Here is an 18,089-nt window from a genome sequence, read left to right as displayed (position 1 = left end):
CACCGTGAGGAACTTTGGAGGATGTTCGATGGGGAAGCGAATCATCGCGGCGGTGATGGCCCTTGGGCTGGTGGCCGCGTGCAGCAAGAAGGATGCACCCGCTGAGGCACAGGCTCCGAGGGCCGCCACTCCGTCAAAGCCGCACGACGAGGCAGCGCCGCACTCGCACGGTGGCGGGGCGCCCCATGCTCACGCCGAGGCAGCGCCTCATGCCCACATCTCGCCGCATGGCGGCCTGGTGGAAGCCACACCGCGCGGACACATGGAGTTGGTGGCGGCACGGGGAGGCACGTATCGCGTCTACCTGCTGGACGAGGACCTCCAGGTGCGTCCAGTGGATGGCGCCAGCGGCACGGTGAAGGTGGCGAAGGGCGGCTACCCGGAAGTGAAGCTGACGCCCTCGGGCGACCATCTGGCGGGCCAGGGGCCGGAGCACTCGGACGACCATCTGACGATGGTGGTGACGGTGGTGCGGGACGGGAAGCCGGAGGTGGCGCGCTTCTCCGCGCACCTGGAGGCGCACGGGCACGGGCCGGAGGGCGCTTCTCCCACGCAGATGCAGGCGCACGACCACACGCCCCTGCACGGCGGCATCGTCGCGATGAGCGGGGACACGCACCTGGAGGTGCTGTCGCTGAAGTCCGGCGAGGTGCGCGTCTGGGTGACGGATGCCTTCCGCCAACCGCTGCCACTGACGGGGAAGAAGGGCACGCTGGAGGCAGTCGGTGCTTCCGCGCCGCTGCTCCCGGGGACGACGGGGGAGTTCCTCACCGGGAAGCTGCCTCCCGCTGACGGTGAGCGCGAGGTGACGGTGCGCCTGCCCATGCCGGATGAGCCGGAGTACTTCATCGGCTTCATGCTGACGCCCGTGGATGCGGCGAAGGCTCCTCCACCCGCCGGAGCGGAGGTGAAGGCGGGGGCGGCGCAGGAGGTGACCATCACCGTGCAGGGCGGCTACCAGCCGAGCGAGGTGACGCTGAAGCAGGGCGTGCCGGCGCGGCTGCGCTTCGTGCGCAAGGACTCGGGCGGGTGTGGGGACGAGCTGCTCATCCCCGACTTCGGCGTGAAGCGACCGCTGCCCGGCTTGTCGGAGACGGTGGTGGACTTCGTTCCGGACAAGGCAGGGACGTTCCCCTTCTCCTGCGGCATGCAGATGATGAAGGGCACGCTGGTGGTGCGATGAGCGGGGCGCAGCAGGACATGGAGGCGGCGGGAGAGGACGTGGTGGGCGCGCTGGTGGGCAACCATCGCCAGTTCCTGTCGTTCCTGGAGCGGCGCGTGGGCAGCCGGGCGGTGGCCGAGGAAATCCTCCAGTCGGCCTTCGTGAAGACGCTGGAGAAGGGCGGGGCGCTGCGAGACGGCGAGGGCGCGGTGACGTGGTTCTACCGGCTGCTGCGCAACGCGCTGGTGGACCACTACCGCAAGCAGGCCGCGGAAGGACGCGCGCTGGAGCGCGAGGCCCGCGAGGCCACGGAGGCCACCGACGACCCGGAGCTGAAGGCGACTGTCTGCGCCTGCGTCGGCGAGCTGCTGCCCACCCTCAAGCCCGAGTACGCGGACCTGGTGCGCAAGGTGGACCTGGAGGAGCGCGGCGTGACCGACGTGGCGAAGGAGGAGGGCATCACCGCCAACAACGCGGGCGTGCGGTTGCACCGCGCCCGGCAGGCGCTGAAGAAGCAGCTCGAGCGGAGCTGTGGGACGTGCGCCACGCACGGCTGCCTGGACTGCTCGTGCAAGAAGTCCCGCGCGTGAGCGGATGAGAAAGGCCTTGCCGGCGACCCCGGCCCCTCGTTAACTCTCCGGCAGGTGCCGAGGGGCGCCTGGCCCGAAAAAGACGACGTCACCCTCGTTTCTCCCGGCAGTTCGACAGTTCTCGCTGAGTTCCTTCCACGGCCCATTTCTCGGGTAAGGGCCGTATGCCAGGGACTTGCCATGGGAACCGTCTCGCGCACCGCCGCGCCACTCTCCCTCCAGGAATGCAAGGTCCGCGCATCGCTCCTGCTCAAGGAGCTGTGCTCGTCAGACACGTCGCGCGCCAGCCGGGCGGCTGAGCGGCTGCGCGCGCTGCCCGTCTTCGCGGCCCTGTCACCCGGCGAGCTGCTCGCTCGGAGGGACTCGGTGCAGCGCAAGCACGCGCTGGCGGTCATCGCCCGCGAGCAGGGGTTCGCGTCGTGGGCAGAGCTCAAGGACGCACGCGAGGAGGACGCCACGCCCGGTGTGGACTTCGAGGCCCTGCTGTCCCGCGTCGGGGGCCTCTTCCTCAACCGCTGGTTCTCCTCCTACGAGGAGGCGCTCGCTTCACTTCGGGCGGACGGGGGCTACCTCTTTCCCTTCCGCCGGCAGTTCTTCGTCTGCGAGGCCAGCCTCCTCACGACGCTGGGTGTGGACCTCGCCGACGCTGACTGGGCGCTGGCAGGTCCCGACTGGGTGGCGCCGCTCGACCGGGCTGCCCATGACCGGCTCGCGGTGCGGCTCGCCCGTCTGGCCCCACCTCCTCGCGCGATGAAGCGCACTCCCTCTCCCTCACCCAGGAAGGCTCCCATGTCCTCTGATGAAGCTCCCGTGGAAACCCCGTCGCAGCCGAGTGGCGGCAAGTCGAGTCGTGCCGAGCTGAAGCGCGCCTACAAGGAGAAGCCTCCGACCATGGGCGTGTTCGCGGTCCGCAACCACGCCAATGGCAAGGTCCTGGTCGGGTCCAGCCTCAATCTCCCCGGCGCGCTCAACCGCATCCGCTTCGAGCTGACCACCGGCATGCCGCGCATCCCCGCGCTGCTGGAGGACTGGAAGCGCTACGGCGCCGACAGCTTCTCCTTCGACGTGCTCGACGTCCTGCCTCCCTCCGAGGAGCCCGGCGCGGACCCGAAGGAGGAGCTGCTCGTGCTGGAGGCTCTCTGGTTGGAGCGGCTCAAGCCCTACGGCGATGCGGGCTACAACGAGCTCCCGCCCGCGTGAGGCCGACTCGGGATGCTTCGTGCCTGCCCAGGGGGCAAGCGGGGCGGCTCGCGTTCGGGCCGCCTGGGTGAGCCCCGCAGGCGGGCAGGGCCCTTCCTTCGTGGGGGATGACGGTTACCTCTCCTGGAAGGAGCCCGCTGTAAGAGCCGGCGGGGTGCTTCGTTCGCCCTGGCGAAAGGAGCTTGGAACCCCATGTCCCACCCCCATTCGCACCCTCATCGGCACGCACACTCAGGGCACACGCCGCCTCCCCCCACGAGCGAGGAGGCGCACGCCATCGACCCGGTCTGCGGGATGAAGGTGGACCCGCACGCTCCCAAGGGCGGCAGCCTGGAGCACGAGGGCCGCCGCTACTTCTTCTGCAACCCGAAGTGCCGCGAGCGCTTTCGCGCCGACCCGGCGCGCTTCCTCTCGCCCTTACCCACCGAGCCCGAGCCGCCCCCGGCGCCAGGGACGATGTACGTGTGCCCCATGGACCCGGAGGTCCGCCAGGACCACCCGGGCGCGTGCCCCAAGTGCGGCATGGCGCTGGAGCCCGAGTCCCCACCCGTGCTGGAGGCCCGCGTCGAGTACGTGTGCCCCATGCACCCGGAGGTGGTGCGGGACGGGCCGGGGAGCTGCCCCATCTGTGGCATGGCGCTGGAGCCGCGCACGGTGCTGCCCGAGGAAGCGCCGGACCCAGAGCTGCAGTCCATGCGGCTGCGCTTCCGCGTGGGGCTGGGGCTCACCGCGCCGCTGCTCGTGCTCGCCATGTCGGACATGATTCCGGGCCAGCCCGTGCAGCACGCGGTGCCCGCGTCCGTGATGGCGTGGGCGCAGCTCGTGCTGGCCACTCCGGTGGTGCTCTGGGGCGGCTGGCCCTTCTTCCAGCGGGGCTGGGCATCGGTGCGCAACCGGCACCTCAACATGTTCACCCTCATCGCGCTGGGCACCGGCGCGGCGTACCTCTTCAGCGTCTTCGCCACGCTGTTCCCCTCGGCGCTGCCGCACGGTCTGCGCACCGGGCACGGGGGCTCGGCGCCGCTGTACTTCGAGGCCGCCGCCGTCATCGTCACGCTGGTGGCGCTGGGGCAGGTGCTGGAGCTGCGCGCCCGGCATGCGACATCTGGCGCCCTGCGCGCGCTGCTGAGTCTCGCGCCGGCCGTGGCGCGGCGGCTTCGCGAGGACGGGCACGAGGAGGATGTGCCGCTCACGCTCGTCCATGTTGGTGACAGGCTGCGCGTGCGGCCCGGCGAGAAGGTGCCGGTGGACGGCGTGGTGCTGGAGGGGGCCAGCGCGGTGGACGAGTCCATGGTGACGGGCGAGTCCCTGCCGGTGGAGAAGGTGCCGGACGACAAGGTGACGGGCGGCACGGTGAATGGCACCGGCTCGCTGGTGATGCGCGCGGAGCGGGTGGGGAAGGACACGCTGCTGTCTCGCATCGTCCAGCGGGTGGGCGAGGCGCAGCGCACCCGCGCGCCGATTCAGCGACTGGTGGACAAGGTGGCGGCCGTCTTCGTGCCGGTGGTCATCGCGGTGGCGGTGGTGACGGCGGTGGTGTGGGGCGTGTGGGGCCCGGAGCCGAGGCTGGCGCACGCGCTGGTCAACGCGGTGGCGGTGCTCATCATCGCCTGCCCGTGCGCACTGGGCCTGGCCACACCCATGTCCGTCATGGTGGGCACGGGGCGGGGCGCGCAGGCAGGCGTGCTCATCCGCGACGCGGCGGCGCTGGAGCGACTGGAGGCGGTGGACACGCTGGTGGTGGACAAGACGGGCACGCTCACCGAGGGCAAGCCGCGCCTCGTGTCGGTGGTGCCGGCGCTGGGCTTCGATGAGGCACGTCTCCTGAGGTTGGCGGCGAGCCTGGAGCGCGGCAGCGAGCACCCTCTGGCCGCGGCCATCGTCGGCGGTGCGAAGGAGCGGGGCGTGTCGCTGACCACGGTGGAGGACTTCCGCTCGCACACCGGCCAGGGCGTCACCGGCCGCGTGGACGGGGCCGAGGTGGCGCTGGGCAACGTGGCGCTGATGACGGCGCGGGGCGTGGACGCGGGCGTCCTGGCTCCACGGGCCGGTACCCTAGGGGCGGAGGGAGCCCCGGTGGCGCCAGGAACCCACGGGCCGACGGCGGAGCGGGAGCTGGGTGCGCTCGCCGAGGCTCTGCGCGCGGAGGGACAGACAGTGGTGCTGGTGGCGGCGGACGGGCGGCTCGTGGGACTGCTCGGCGTGGAGGACCCGGTGAAGGCGTCCACGCCGGAGGCGCTGGAGTTGCTGCGTCACGAGGGACTGCGCGTGGTGATGCTCACCGGCGACAGCCGCACCACGGCGGAGGCGGTGGCGCGGCGGCTCGGAATCACCGAGGTCATCGCCGGGGTGCTGCCGGACGCGAAGGGCGACGCGGTGCGGAAGCTCCAGCGGGAGGGGCGCGTGGTGGCCATGGCGGGCGACGGCGTCAACGATGCGCCGGCGCTGGCGCAGGCGGACGTGGGCATCGCCATGGGCACGGGCACGGACATCGCGATGGAGAGCGCGGGCGTCACGCTGGTGAAGGGCGACCTGCGGGCTATCGCCCGGGCGCGGCGGCTGAGCCAGGGGACGCTGAGCAACATCCGGCAGAACCTCTTCTTCGCCTTCATCTACAACCTGCTGGGTGTGCCGCTGGCGGCGGGCGTCCTGTACCCCTTCTTCGGCCTGCTGCTCAGCCCCATCTTCGCCAGCGCGGCGATGAGCCTCTCGTCGGTGTCGGTCATCGTCAACGCGCTCCGACTGCGAAAGCTGGAGCTGTAGCCGGCGGGGACGTGTGCCTGGGCTCGGGGGGCCGCCTGCTCTCTGCCTCCCTTGGGGACCTCATTCCGCGCATCGGCTAGACTGCCCTCCATGAGCTCCCGCGAGGAGGCGCGCACCCCCGGTGCGCCCACAGGTCACGTCTCCGTCGTCCACCTGCCGAATGCCTGGTTCATTCTCTGCGCCTCGCGCGAGCTGGGCAGCAAGCCGCTGGCGCGGACGCTCCAGGGCACGCCCCTGGTGCTCTTCCGGGGCGAGGGTGGCAAGCCCGCGGCCCTGGTGGACCGCTGCCCGCACCGCAACGTGCCGCTGTCCCTGGGCCGCGTGAAGGAAGGCCAGCTCCAGTGCGGCTACCACGGCTGGCGCTTCGACGGAGCGGGGCAGTGCCGCGCCATTCCCGGCTTCCTCGGCGAGCCCGGCGCGCGCGCCCGCTGCGCCAGCGCCCACGCCACCCGCGAGCAGGACGGCTTCGTCTGGGTCTACTCCACGCCCGGCGTCGAGCCGACGACGGAGCCCTACCGCTTCCCGCTGCTGGAGGCGCGCGAGTACACCACCGTGCGCCGCATCCTCCGCGCTCCCGGCTCGCTGCACTCCACGCTGGAGAACACGCTGGATGTGCCGCACACCGCGTACCTCCACGGCGGCCTGTTCCGCACCGAGGAGAAGCGCAACGAAATCGAAGTGGTGGTGCGCAGGAGCGCCGACAAGGTAGAGGCCGAGTACATCGGCGAGCCGCGCCCCAGCGGCATCGTGGGCAAGCTGCTGGCGCCTGGCGGCGGCGTGGTGCAGCACTTCGACCGCTTCCTCATGCCCTCCATCGCCCAGGTGGAGTACCGCATCGGCGAGGGCAGCCACATCATGGTCACCTCGGCGATGACGCCGGTGTCCGAGTGGGACACCCTGGTGTACGCGGTGGTGACGTTCCGCCTGCCGCTGCCGCGCTGGCTGACGCGCGCCGTGCTGCCGCTGGCCATGCCCGTGGCGCTCCACATCTTCAGCCAGGACGTGCGCATCCTGAAGCTCCAGACGGAGACCATCCGCCGCTTCGGAACGGAGACGTACGCGTCCACCGAGATTGACGTGCTCGGGCCCGGCATCCTCCGCCTGCTGCGCGCCGCGGAGAAGGAGAAGCCCGGCGCAGTCGGAGACGCCGTCCACGAGACGCGGCTGAAGATGCGCACCTGAAGCCGCTTCACCCTGGGGACGGGCCGCTCACTCGCAAGGGCGGCCTCCTTTCGGGAGGGCCGCACTCATCGAGGGGCGGGAGCCGAGGGCGCCGGCAGCCTCAGCCTTGCGCCCCGTCCCACGGTGACGCCATCGACGTGTCCCGAGGCGTTCTCCTCCGCGAGCACGACGTGCACGTGGGTGTCGCTGTCGTGGTGCGTGAAGATGCCGTGGTGCTGGGAGGAGTAGAAGCCCACCAGCACGCCGGTGGTGCTGGCGCGCTGGCCCTGCACTCCGGCGGCGGCGTGAGCCTGGTGCGATGACGGGCCGCCGTGCAGCTTGCGTCCATCCACCACATGCCACGCCAGGTTCTGGAGCGGCCCTTCCACGGAGAAGGGGAAGGGGCGCGAGGTGTCCACGCCTCGCTCCCGGGCGAGCGCGGCGATGTGGTCGGCCAGCGCGGCGAGGGGAAGATCCTCCTCGAGCGTCACCCACTGCGCCTCCGGCAGGCGTCCCACCACGAGCAGCGCGGCGCTGTCGGAAGGAGCACGGGTGCGCACCGTGCGCGCCGTCCCGTCGGCCTCCGCGTAGGAAAGCCACGCCTCGCCGTCGAGCACCGTGACTTCTCCCGCGAGCCCCGCCAGCGCGCCCACGGCGAGCGAGTCTGGCGAGCCCGTGGCGCGAGCGACTTCCACCACGGCCCCTGTGCGTCCTTCATGCATCATCTCGCGCAGGGCGCCGTGAACCTCGACCGGCGGATTCACGGATGCGCGGTGGACCGTGGGACTCGCGGGGGGAGAGGCCGGTGCGGTGGTTGGGCCTCCGGTACGGCAGGCCAGCAGGAAGACCGCCGTCACCAACGAGGGCAGGAGCCCGTATCTCATCACCGTCTCTCCTTGTGCGGGCCGGTGGCCCGGAGTGGCGCGTATACCTCGCGCTCCACCGCAACTCACAGCGAGACGTCGGGGCGTCACGGTCCGGATGTCGGCATGTGTCGCACGGGCGAACCCGTCGACACAGGTGACACGGAGCGCCCCCCGGTTTCAGCGCTCTCGCTTCCCATCCCTGTTCGTGAGTGACGGCCCTGGCGCCATCACCCCCGCCGGGTGCCATCCGGTGAGCCGGGCTCGGCCGCCGGTGTCGTACTCACGTCGATGCCGTCCCGGCGCAGCTCGTCCGTGCTCGCCGCCACCGCGAGCGTGCCGGGCGGATTCTCGTACCAGCCCGGGTCCCCGTAGCCGTCCAACCGCTCGCGCACCTTGAGCACGGTGAACATGCCACCCATGGTGATGGTGTCGTGCTTGCCCTTGCCGCCCATCATGGGAATCGAGTTGGCCGGGACGGCCATGCCCATGTCCACCATCTCGCCCATGCCTGTCTGGCCCATGGTCATGTAGCCCGGCAGCAGCGTGCGCACCTTCGCGTCCAGCCCGCCCGGCTTCACGCCAATCATGTTGGGGAACTCGTGGCCCATCTGGTTCATCAGGTGGTGCGTCATGTGGCAGTGCATGGCCCAGTCGCCGGGCTCGTCCGCGACGAACTCGATGGTGCGCGTGCTGCCCACGGGCACCAGCACCGTCGTCTCCGGCCACTGCGCGGACTCGGCGAGGCGGCCACCGTCCGTCTCGGTGATGCGGAACTGGTAGCCGTGCAGGTGGATGGGGTGGTGGTCCGTCGCGGACAGGTTGCCCAGGCGGATGCGCACGCGCTCGCCCTTTCGCACCACGAGCGGCTCCGTGCCCGGGAAGGCCTTCGCGTTCATCGTGAGCACGTTGAAGTCCGTCATCTCGTTCGGGTTCGGCCGCCGGGTGCCGACGTCGATGCGCCACTCGTGCAGCAGGATGGCGAAGTCCCGGTCGATGCGAGGACCCACGGGCCGGCGCGGGTGGATGACGAACAGCCCCGCCATGCCCAGCGCCATCTGCGTCATCTCGTCATGGTGCGAGTGGTACATGCCCATGCCCGACTGGCGCACGGTGAACTCGTAGCGGAACGTCTCGCCCGGGGCGATGGCCTTCTGGTTGAGGCCGCCCACGCCGTCCATGCCGTTGGGCAGCAGGATGCCGTGCCAGTGCACGGTGGTGGCCGCGGGCAGCCGGTTGGTGACGTAGAAGCGGACCCGGTCTCCCTCCACCACCTCGATGGTGGGCCCGTGCACCTGCCCGTTGTAGCCCCAGCAGAAGGCCTTCAGGCCGGGAGCGAACTCGTGCTCCACCTCCTCCGCCACGAGATGGAAGACCTTCACGCCGTCCACCGCCTTCCAGGGCAGCTTCGTGCCGTTGGGCACGACGACGGGCCGGTAGTCCCGGCCCGGCACTCCCGGAGCCTGCCAGTCCTGTCGCGCATACCGCCGGCCGGTGTCCGCCGCGGAGCCCTCGCGAGGCTTGCGAGCGCCCGGGACGTCCGACTGCGCCTGGGCCGTGGCGCCCCTGAGCAGCAGCGCACCGCCCGCGAGCGTGGCGCCCGCCGTGGCCAGCATGCTCCGCCGCGTCAGGGGGCCTGCAATGCCCTCCGTGCGCTCCTGGGGCTCGGTGCTGTCGTCGGCTGCCTGCCCGGTATCACTGGGGTCCATGCTCATGGGGAGTCTCCGTGCCGCCGTCACGGGGCTGGCCGTGGTCGGGCTGTGTCTCGGGTGGTGAGGGCTGCGTCGTCTGTCCGGGAAGGCGTCCCCCCACGAGTCGCTCCAGCTCGGCGCGCGCCATCCAGTAGTCGCGCACGGCTTCGATGTAGGAGCGGTAGGCCTCCACCTGCTCCCGCTTCGCGGCGAGCAGTGCGTAGAGGCCAAGCTGCATGCCGTTGTACTGGAGCTGGGCCTGCTCGACGACCTTCTCGCGCAGGGGCAGCACCACCCGTTGGTAGCGCTCGGCCATCATGCGCAGGGACAGCAGCCGGGCGCGCGCAGCGCGGACCTCCGAGCGGGCATTGATGGACAGCTCCATGAGCCGCCGCTCGCCCTGGCGGTGCTGGGCCTCCAGTTTGGCGATGAGGGCCTGGCGCTGGTCGAAGATGGGCAGCTCCAGCGTCAGGGTGGGCCCGAAGAGGCGAGGCCCGTCCGCGTCCCGGTGCGTGTGGACCCCCACCTCGACGCGCCCGAAGTAGCGCGTGCTCCGCGCCAGCTCCAGCGCGTTCCACAAGAGCGAGGCCTGCTTCCGCGCCGCGTCGATGTCCAGGCGCTGCCGGATGGCGAGTGACTCCAGCCGCTCCAGCGAGGCCTCCTGGGAAGGCAGTGCCGGAAGCTGCTCGGAGACCTTCCACTGAGTGCGTGGTCCCCAGAGTCCCAGCAAGCGGTTGAGGTGCTCCCGGTCCTCCACCAGCGACAGCTCCTCCTGTGCCAGGTCGAGCCGGGCTTCCTCGGCGCTGGCGCGCTCGCTGGCCAGGTCCAGCTCGGTGATGTTGCCCGCTTCGCGTTGCCGGGTCGCGAGGTCGGCCGCCGCCTCCGCCGCCGTCAGCACCATGCGGCGCAGCTCCACGAGCTGCTGGCGCGCCTGCACCTCGCTGTACGTCTTGCGCACCTCGGCCGCGGTGGCGAGGGCCTCGTGCGCCACGCGCAGGGTGTCGGCCATGAACTGCTCAGTGGCCACGCGCTTGCGCAGGGGCAGGGTGAAGATATCCATGAACTCCTGCACCAGGGAGAACTCGTGCTCTGAGACGCCGACTCCGGCGATGGGGAAGCCGATGCTTCCGCTGAGGGACGGATTGCTGATCAGCCCCGCTTGCACCATGTCAGCCTGGGACACGCCCAGGTCCTCGTACGTGGACTGAAGAGAGGGGTTGTTGAGCAACGCCACCTCCACCGCTCGGTCCGAGGTGAGGTCCTCCATGAGGAGCGTATCGAGATGCCGGGCGACCTCGGCATCCTCGGGCGTCCCCTGGTTCCAGCGCGTCTTCCGGCCGAGCCGTTCCTCGACGAGTGCCGCCACTTCGGCATGGCCGCGCTCCTTCTGGATGGACGCACAGCCGCTCGCGAGCAGTCCCAGGCAGAGGAGTCCGCGTGCGCTCACGGATGCGCTCCATGCTCATGGCCGGAGGGAGTGGATGGAGGCTGTCCTGCGTCGGACGCATGGGGAGCGACGAGCGAGCTTGGAAGCTCGGCGACTGGGGCCTCGGGCGCATCCGGGTTCGACGGGTCCACCGCGGAGGGCAATCTCCGAGGCTCGGAAGCGCAGGCGGTGAGCATGAGCAGGCTTGCGAGGACACAACCGATTCGGCGCATGACGGACCTCGTGAGGCGGCGCGGGACAGCCCCCGTTGAGCAAGTCCCGGACCATGCGGTCCCCCGATGCAACCCCACGAATCGACGATGTGACGGAGGCTGCCGCCAACGACGGACGTGTAACTCCGGTCATCACACTGTGATGCGCCGCGCGGGGGCCGGGTGTTCACCTGCTCACGAGGCGTGCTGCCAACAGGGTCCTGGCCAACAGGTTTCAAGGGACGGAAGCCGGCACGTGTGGCCCGGATGCGCTCATCGATACATGTGACACGTGGCGCCTCCGGGGCTCACCACCTGGTGACTCCTCCCTGAGAGCACACCCGGGTGGGTCGGTTTGACCCATGCCCGTGAGAGCTGAAAAGGACTCCGCGCTGAGGACCCCGACGCTCGCGTGCTGGTAGCGTTCCCGGCACCCCGCCCCCGTCGGGGTGTCCCCTCGCAATCCCCTGGAGTCGTCATGTTGCTCTCCGTCCGCACGGCATGTGTTGCCTCGGTCGCTGTCCTCCTGCTTGCCGCGTCACCCGCGCTGGCCACCAACTACACGCTGTGGATCCACGGGAAGAACTCCGGCGGGACGCAGGCCGGCAACTACGCCGACTTCTCCAACTGGGGTCCCAGCTCCACGGCGGCCGGTGTGAACAAGAAGGCCGTCAACTGGGACGGGCGGCAGCGGATTGGCGGGCAGAACTCCCGCGTCCGCGATGCGCTCGACTGCTTCTGCACCGGAACGAACTGGTGCTACATCGCCGTGCACAGCGCGGGTGACCTGCAGATTGGCTACGCGCTGTCGCTGCACGGCGGCTCCGCGCGCTACAAGAAGAACGCGGTCCCCAACTCCAGCGGCGTGTGTGGCAACACGGATGGCACCACGCAGGTGGGCTGGAACATCAAGTGGGTGGACGTGGCGTCCGGCGCGGGTGGCGGCAGCGAGCTGGCGGACAAGGGGGAGTGGGCCACGAGCGACGCCATCGTCGGTGACCTGGTCACCACCACGGCGCGCGCGATGTACAACCACAACACCACGCGCGGCATCTGGTTCTACATGTTCGCTGGCTCGAAGGGGACGTTCTACTCGGGCCTCCTCCCCGGTCAGGACGACGACGCGGTGTCCTACCACTCCACGGGCGGTATCGCGGGCAGCGCGGGCGGGGCCTACTGCAACCCGTCCGACTGGTTCTGCAACGACCTGACGCTGGGTTCTGGCACGACCGAGGGTGGCTTCGCCAAGTGGAGCTACCACTCGGTGAAGTTCCGCGATGACGGTGAGGCCTTCGGCCACGGTGCCAACGGCAACTGGCAGGGCATCGTCAGCAAGGTCCGCGAGGACGTCGTCGCCAACGCGAGGTAACCGAAGCCCCGGCCTCACGGCACGGGCGTGGAATGAACGTTCCTTCCACGCCCGCGCCCCGTGCTCAGGACTCCGCCTTCCGCGCCGCCAGCCGCTGTCCGAGCCGCTCCCGCAGCCCGTGTACGAAGGCATAGAACGTGGGCAGCACCAGCAGGGTGAACAGCGTGGACGTGACGAGCCCGCCCACCATCACCACCGCGAGAGGCCGCTCCACCTCCGTGCCGTGCAGCGGCAGCACCAGCAGGGGCAGCAGCCCCAGGATGGCGGTGCTCGCCGTCATCAGCTTGGGCCGCACGCGGCTGATGCTCGCCTCCTGCAGGGCCTCGGCGAAGGGCCGGCCCCGCTCCATGAGGAGCTTGGTCTGCGCCACCAGCACCAGCCCGTTCTGCACGGCGATGCCGAACAGGCCGATGAGCCCCACGAGGCTGGACACGTTCCACGTCTCTCCGGCGATGAGCAGCGCGAGGATGCCGCCCACGAAGGCATCCGGCAGCGTCGCGACGATGACCAGCGCCTCCGAGAGCGAGCCCAGCGCGAGGTACAGCAGGATGAACACCGCCAGCAGCGCCACCGCGATGGCGACCACCAGGGACTTCGCGGCGCGCTCCTGACTCTCCACCTTGCCACCCACGTCGAGGAAGTATCCCGTGGGCAGCTTCAGCTCCGCCGCCAGCCGCTCACGCACCTCGGTCGCGGTGCTGCCCAGGTCCCTCCCCGAGACGCCGGCCTCCACGGCGATGCGTCGGCTGCCCGCCTCGCGCCGGATGCTGCCCGCGCCGAACGTCTCCTCAATTTGCGCGAGCTGATTCAGGGGGATTCGCGTCCCGTCATGTCCGTCCACCAGGAGGTTCCGGATGGCGGTGGCATCTCCCCGCCGGTGGTCCGCCAGCCGCAGCACCAGGTCATAGCGCCGCTGGCCCTTCCACACCTGTGACGACTCCTGGCCCACCAGCCCCACGCGCACCGCGCGGATGACGTCTCCGGGCGTGAGCCCCACGCGGGCCACCGCGGCGCGATTCACGGTGATGCGAAGCTGCGGCAGCCCGCTGAGCTGCTCCGCGCGCAGGTCCTCCACGCCGTCCACCTTTGCCATGACGGTGCGGGCCCGCTCGGCCAGTCCGGCGAGCACCTCCAGTTCCGGACCGAAGATGCGCACGGAGATGTCCGCGGGGCTCCCTCCCAGGCCCTCGTCGATGCGCATGCCCAGCGGCGTGGTGAAGAGGGTGGTCAGGCCGGGCACCTTCTCCACCGCCTCGCGCATGTCCGACTCCAGCTGCTCCAGCGAGCGCCCCCGCTCCTTCTTCAGCACCACGAGCACGTCGGAGATGGTGTGCGGCATCGGGTCCTCGGTGCGCTCGGCGCGGCCGGTGCGGCGCACGACGTCCTCCACCTCGGGGAACTCCAGCAGCACGTCCTCCATCAGGTGGTTGAGCCGGTCCACCTCCTCCAGCGACGCCTCCGGGGGCAGCACCGTCTGGAGCAGCAGCGCGCCCTCGTCCAGCCGGGGCATGAAGTCGCTGCCCACGGCGAAGGACAGTCCCAGCGCGGGCACGGTGACGGCGAGCGCCACCAGCCGCACCAACCCCGCCCGGCGCATGCAGCGCTCCAGCAGCGGCGCGTAGACGGCCTTCACCTTCCGCACCAGCCACACGTCCTCCGGCTGGCCCGGCTTCGGCGCGCGGAGGAAGAGGCCGGAGGCCACCGGCACCAGCGTGAGGGCCAGCGCCAGCGACGCGGCGAGGCACGCCACCACGGCCGCCGCGAGCGGCTGGTACATGCGCCCTTCGATGCCCGTCATCGCGAACAGCGGAATGAAGACGGACACGACGATGAGGGTGGCGAAGGCGATGGGCCGGCCCACCTCCAGCGAGGCCGCGAGCGCCTCCTCGCGCCGGGGCCGCCGTCCCGCGCCCTCGCGCAAGTCATGGACGATGTTCTCCGTGACGATGATGGCCGCGTCCACCAGCAGGCCCACGGCGATGGCGAGCCCGCCCAGCGTCATGGTGTTGATGCCGATGCCCGCCGCCTTCAGCAGGATGCCCGCCAGCGCGAGGGACAGGGGCAGGGTGAGCGTGACGATGAGCGCCGCGCGCCAGTCTCCCAGCAGTCCGAAGAGGACGAGCACCACCAGGAGCGCGCCGAGCAGAATCGCCCGGCTGACGCCTCCGAGCGCGGAGTCCACCAGCTCCGACTGGTCATACACGATGCGCAGCTGCACGCCCGGAGGCAGCGTCTTGCGCAAGTCTGTGATGGCATCGCGCACGCCCGCGGCCACCCGCTCCGTGTCCCCGCCGAACTGCTTGATGACCCGGCAGCTCACCACCTCGCCCTTGAGTCGGTGGGCGATGCCGCGTCGCACGGCGGGCGCCTCGCGGACGTCCGCCACGTCGCCCAGCAGCACGGGCGTGCCCTGGCGCAGGGACACCACCGTGCCGCTCAGGTCCTCCACCGTCTGCGCGCGGCCCACGGCGCGCACCGTCCACTCGATGGGGCCCTGCACCACGAAGCCGCCGGAGGCGTTGAGGTTGGCACCCTCCAGCGCGTGCTCCACGTCGTCCAGGCTGACGCCGCGGGCCACCATCTGGTCCGGGTCCAGCTGCACCTGGAACTGGCGCAGGTAGCCGCCCAGCCGCTCCACGCCCGCGACGCCGGGGACGGCGAGCAGCCGGTTCTTCACCTCGAACTCGGCCAAATCGCGCAGCGTCATGAGGTCCGCCGCGCCGGGCTCCGCCTCCAGGGTGAACTCGAAGACCTCGTTGAGCCGGCCCGTGAGGCTGGAGACGAGCGGCGCGTCCGTGCCCGGCGGCAGCTCCGCCTGCGCCTGGGCCACGCGCTCCGCGACGTACTGCCGGCTGCGGAAGTAGTCGGCGTCCGGCTCGAACTCCACCGTCACCTGCGTCACGCCCAGCTGCGACGTGGAGCGGATGCGGCGCACGTCCGGCAGGCCCGCCAGCGCCACCTCCATGGGGATGGCCACGGCCGTCTCCAGCTCCTCGGCGCCCATGGCCGCGTTCTGGACGATGACGTTGAAGATGGGCGCGGACAGGTCCGGGAACACGTCGCGGCGCAGGCCCTGGAGCGCCACCGCGCCGAAGGCGGAGAGCGCCAGCGCCAGCACCACCGTGAGGCCGGGCCGGGCGAAGGACGCGCGCAAGATGCGCTCCACGAGAGAGGCCTGGCCCTCAGTGCGCATGGGCTTCCCCTCCACCGCTCGACTTCTCCGCTTCCGCCTTGAGGAGGAACGCGCCCTCCACCACCACCAGCTCCCCGGCCTTCAGCCCGGAGAGCACCTCCACCTCGCCGCCGAGCGTGCGGCCGCGCCCCACCTCCCGCCGCTCGAACACGCCGCGCGTGGCCGTGGGCAGGAAGGCCACCCAGCCGCCCTCCAGCCGCTGGAGCGCCGCCGCCGGGACGGTGGTGATGGGCGCGCCCGCGTCGCCCAGCGGCACGAAGGCCGACGCGGACATTCCCGGGCGCAGCAGCCCGTCGCGGTTGTCCAGCTCCAGCCGCACGGGGATGGTGCGCGAGGCCGCGTCCACCCGCTGCCCCACGTGGCCCACCTTGGCCGCGATTTCCTGCCCCGGGAAGGCCGCGAAGGTGACGCGCGCCTGGGCGCCGCGCTGGATGCGCACAGCGTCGCGCTCGAAGGCATGGACGATGAGCCACAGCGAGGACAGGTCCCCGATGCGGAAGAGCGGCTGGGAGGGGTCCGCCATCTGCCCCATCCGTGCGTCGCGCTCGATGACGGTGCCGGAGAGCGGCGAGCGCAGCACGAAGCCCGGCGCGCCCTGCCCGCCGCGCAGCTCGTCCTCGCTCGCGCCCAGGGACACCAGCTCCGCCCGGGCCGAGGCGACCTCCGCGTCGGCGGCTGCGGCTTCGGCCTCAGCGGCCTGAACGTCCTTCTGCGCGACGATGCGCTCCTCGGCGAGGGTGCGCTTGCGCTCGGCGGCCTGCCTCGCGGCGGTGGCGCGGGCCTGGGCCGCCTGGAGCGACGCGCGGGCCTTGCCCAGCTCGGGGCTGCGCAGCTCCGCGAGCTTGTCGCCCTGCTTCACCTCCTGGCCGGTGGTGACGAAGATGGTGCCCACGCGCGCGGCGATGGGCGAGGCCACCTCCGCGTAGGCATTCTCGCTGAACGTCAGCTCGCCCAGGGCGGTGACGCTCTCGCCGCCAGGGCGCTCGCCGACGCGGGCGGTGGTGACGCGCAAGTCACGCATCATCTCCGCGGCGATGTGCACGCTCGTCTCGTCATGACCCTCGCCGTGGGGCTCGGCCCCTTTGCCTTCCTCGTGCGCGTGGTCCTCCTCGTGCTTCGGAGCCTCCGACTTGCAGGCAGTCAACAGGAGCAGCGTGGCCAGCAGGATGGGGGCGGGCTTCATGGAAGGGCTCCTGTCTCGACGGCGAGCTGCACACGGGCGAGCGCGGCCTCGAGGAGACTGTCGACATGGGCGGTGCGGGCTTCGAGCGTGTCGCGGCGGACGAGGAGGAACTCGGCGAGCCCCATCTCCCCGGCCTCGTAGGATTTGGCGGCGAGGGACTCGTTGTCGGCGAGCAGGGGCAGCGCCTCGCGCTCCAGCAACTCCAGCGCCTCCTGTCGCTTCTGGTGCCGTACGCGCGCCGCCTCCACCTGGACGTCGCGCGCGGAGCGGGCCGCCTCCAAGACACCGCGCAGGCGGCGCACGCGGGCCTCGCCCGTCACGCTCGCCTCCTGGCCTCGCGAGAAGAGGGGCAGCGGCACGCCGAGGGTGCCGAGGACGGAAGACTCGTCCACCTCGTTCTGGTAGCGCACGCCCACCTGCACGTCGGGCCAGGCGCCGCGCCGGCCCAGGCGCAGCTCGGCCTCGGCCTGCGCCAGCTCTGCTTCCAGCGCGACGAGGTCCGGACGCTCTTCCGCCGGACGCTCCGGCGGAGTCACCGGCTGCACGGCCAGGGCGCGCAGCTCACCCCGCACGCCGAGGGGCTGCGCGAGCCCGACTCCCAGCAGCGCGCGCAACATATAAAGGAGGGACGCCGCGTCTCCCTCCGTGCCCGCCACGTCCGCACGGGCTCTCGCCAGCGCCACGCGCGCCACGTTGACGTCCACCACGGGCACGTCCCCCGCCTCGAAGCGCCGCTGCGTGGACTGCGCCGTGCGCGTGGCGGCCGCTTCGGCCTCACGCGCCAGCCTCAGCCGCTCGCGCGCGTGCAGGGCGCGCAGGAAGGTGGAGGCCACCTCGCCCAGCACGCGGCGCTCGGTGTCGCGCTGGTTCGCCGTCTCCCGGGCCAGTCCGGCGCGCGCGGACTCGCGGCGGGCGCCCTGCTTGCCGCCCAGCTCGAAGGGCTGCACGAGCCCCACGGCCAGCTCCAGCCCCCGCGCTCCATCCGCGAGGGTGCGTGGCCCGGCTTCCACCTGAACGGTGGGGTTGTCGGCCAGCAGGGGCGCGGCGCCGGCCACGGGGCCCTGGGCCTCGGCAACGCGGCCCCGGGCCTCCAGCAGCGCGGGGGCGCGCTGGCGGGCCAGGGCGAGGGCTTCTTCAAGGGACAGCTCGGAGGAGGGCTGCGCCACGCCGGAGCGTGGCAGCAGCAGGACGACGGCAAGCCCGAGGGCGGCCGTCGCGAGACGATGGGACACGGGGAAGACCTCGCGGAAGTCGGCGAGCGTCAGGCACGGGCATG

12 protein-coding genes are annotated in these 18,089 nt (G+C 71.4%); 6 read left to right on the top strand and 6 right to left on the bottom strand.

Annotation, left to right across the window (positions count from 1 at the left end; all coding sequences use genetic code 11):
• Window positions 1–28 precede the first annotated feature (28 nt).
• The 5 genes from G4D85_RS04680 to G4D85_RS04660 all read left to right on the top strand — a co-directional run bounded on the left by G4D85_RS04680 (window position 29) and on the right by G4D85_RS04660 (window position 6,897).
• Window positions 29–1,183 (top strand): cupredoxin domain-containing protein, encoded by a 1,155-nt coding sequence (locus tag G4D85_RS04680; RefSeq protein ID WP_164008249.1) that lies wholly within the window; start codon window positions 29–31, stop codon window positions 1,181–1,183.
• Window positions 1,180–1,752, top strand: a complete 573-nt coding sequence (locus G4D85_RS04675) for an RNA polymerase sigma factor (RefSeq protein WP_164008247.1) — start codon at window positions 1,180–1,182, stop codon at window positions 1,750–1,752. The genes G4D85_RS04680 and G4D85_RS04675 overlap by 4 nt, the downstream gene beginning before the upstream one ends.
• Before the next feature lie 180 nt (window positions 1,753–1,932).
• On the top strand, window positions 1,933–2,952 hold the full coding sequence (locus G4D85_RS04670) for a GIY-YIG nuclease family protein (protein ID WP_164008245.1): 1,020 nt from the start codon (window positions 1,933–1,935) through the stop codon (window positions 2,950–2,952).
• 192 nt (window positions 2,953–3,144) lie between these two features.
• Entirely contained in the window at window positions 3,145–5,715 is a 2,571-nt protein-coding gene (locus G4D85_RS04665; RefSeq protein ID WP_164008242.1) for a heavy metal translocating P-type ATPase, read from the top strand.
• Window positions 5,716–5,805: 90 nt separating this feature from the next.
• Window positions 5,806–6,897, top strand: coding sequence for an aromatic ring-hydroxylating oxygenase subunit alpha (locus tag G4D85_RS04660; protein ID WP_164008240.1), 1,092 nt, complete (start codon window positions 5,806–5,808; stop codon window positions 6,895–6,897).
• 65 nt (window positions 6,898–6,962) lie between these two features.
• Here the strand turns inward: G4D85_RS04660 and G4D85_RS04655 are convergent, their stop codons facing one another.
• The 3 genes from G4D85_RS04655 to G4D85_RS04645 form a co-directional block, all read right to left on the bottom strand.
• Window positions 6,963–7,760 carry an acetolactate decarboxylase gene (locus G4D85_RS04655; protein WP_164008238.1) on the bottom strand — a complete coding sequence of 266 codons (798 nt, stop codon included), beginning with the start codon at window positions 7,758–7,760 and terminating at the stop codon, window positions 6,963–6,965.
• A 209-nt stretch (window positions 7,761–7,969) separates the two neighbouring features.
• Window positions 7,970–9,355 (bottom strand): multicopper oxidase family protein, encoded by a 1,386-nt coding sequence (locus tag G4D85_RS04650; protein WP_164009129.1) that lies wholly within the window; start codon window positions 9,353–9,355, stop codon window positions 7,970–7,972.
• A gap of 79 nt (window positions 9,356–9,434) precedes the next feature.
• On the bottom strand, window positions 9,435–10,877 hold the full coding sequence (locus tag G4D85_RS04645) for a TolC family protein (RefSeq protein WP_240359066.1): 1,443 nt from the start codon (window positions 10,875–10,877) through the stop codon (window positions 9,435–9,437).
• Between the two features lie 669 nt (window positions 10,878–11,546).
• Between G4D85_RS04645 and G4D85_RS04640 the strand changes: the two genes are divergently transcribed.
• Complete coding sequence (locus tag G4D85_RS04640) at window positions 11,547–12,437, top strand: hypothetical protein (protein ID WP_240359065.1); 891 nt, start codon at window positions 11,547–11,549, stop codon at window positions 12,435–12,437.
• Between the two features lie 64 nt (window positions 12,438–12,501).
• Here G4D85_RS04640 and G4D85_RS04635 read toward each other — a convergent pair whose 3' ends face one another.
• The 3 genes from G4D85_RS04635 to G4D85_RS04625 are packed head-to-tail and all read right to left on the bottom strand — an operon-like array spanning window position 12,502 to window position 18,045.
• Entirely contained in the window at window positions 12,502–15,630 is a 3,129-nt protein-coding gene (locus G4D85_RS04635) for an efflux RND transporter permease subunit (protein ID WP_164008236.1), read from the bottom strand.
• A complete protein-coding gene (locus G4D85_RS04630; protein ID WP_164008234.1) occupies window positions 15,620–16,813 on the bottom strand; it encodes an efflux RND transporter periplasmic adaptor subunit in 1,194 nt (397 codons plus the stop codon). Before G4D85_RS04630 ends, G4D85_RS04635 begins: the two co-directional genes overlap by 11 nt.
• Window positions 16,810–18,045: a TolC family protein gene (locus G4D85_RS04625; protein ID WP_164008232.1), complete on the bottom strand. Its 1,236-nt coding sequence runs from the start codon at window positions 18,043–18,045 to the stop codon at window positions 16,810–16,812. The genes G4D85_RS04630 and G4D85_RS04625 overlap by 4 nt, the downstream gene beginning before the upstream one ends.
• Between the last annotated feature and the right edge of the window lie 44 nt (window positions 18,046–18,089).

The organism is Pyxidicoccus trucidator, from assembly GCF_010894435.1.
GTDB lineage: Bacteria > Myxococcota > Myxococcia > Myxococcales > Myxococcaceae > Myxococcus > Myxococcus trucidator.
The sequence above is the reverse complement of the archived record's forward strand: the minus strand, read 5'-3'. Positions and strand labels throughout refer to the sequence as shown.

What these genes read in the sequence shown, in the direction of transcription:
- G4D85_RS04650 (WP_164009129.1), bottom strand. Translation starts at nt 9,355, where the DNA reads ATGCTGGCCACGGCGGGCGCCACGCTCGCGGGCGGTGCGCTGCTGCTC.
- G4D85_RS04665 (WP_164008242.1), top strand. Translation starts at nt 3,145, where the DNA reads ATGTCCCACCCCCATTCGCACCCTCATCGGCACGCACACTCAGGGCAC.
- G4D85_RS04670 (WP_164008245.1), top strand. Translation starts at nt 1,933, where the DNA reads ATGGGAACCGTCTCGCGCACCGCCGCGCCACTCTCCCTCCAGGAATGC.
- G4D85_RS04680 (WP_164008249.1), top strand. Translation starts at nt 29, where the DNA reads ATGGGGAAGCGAATCATCGCGGCGGTGATGGCCCTTGGGCTGGTGGCC.
- G4D85_RS04640 (WP_240359065.1), top strand. Translation starts at nt 11,547, where the DNA reads ATGTTGCTCTCCGTCCGCACGGCATGTGTTGCCTCGGTCGCTGTCCTC.
- G4D85_RS04655 (WP_164008238.1), bottom strand. Translation starts at nt 7,760, where the DNA reads ATGAGATACGGGCTCCTGCCCTCGTTGGTGACGGCGGTCTTCCTGCTG.
- G4D85_RS04635 (WP_164008236.1), bottom strand. Translation starts at nt 15,630, where the DNA reads ATGCGCACTGAGGGCCAGGCCTCTCTCGTGGAGCGCATCTTGCGCGCG.
- G4D85_RS04630 (WP_164008234.1), bottom strand. Translation starts at nt 16,813, where the DNA reads ATGAAGCCCGCCCCCATCCTGCTGGCCACGCTGCTCCTGTTGACTGCC.
- G4D85_RS04675 (WP_164008247.1), top strand. Translation starts at nt 1,180, where the DNA reads ATGAGCGGGGCGCAGCAGGACATGGAGGCGGCGGGAGAGGACGTGGTG.
- G4D85_RS04660 (WP_164008240.1), top strand. Translation starts at nt 5,806, where the DNA reads ATGAGCTCCCGCGAGGAGGCGCGCACCCCCGGTGCGCCCACAGGTCAC.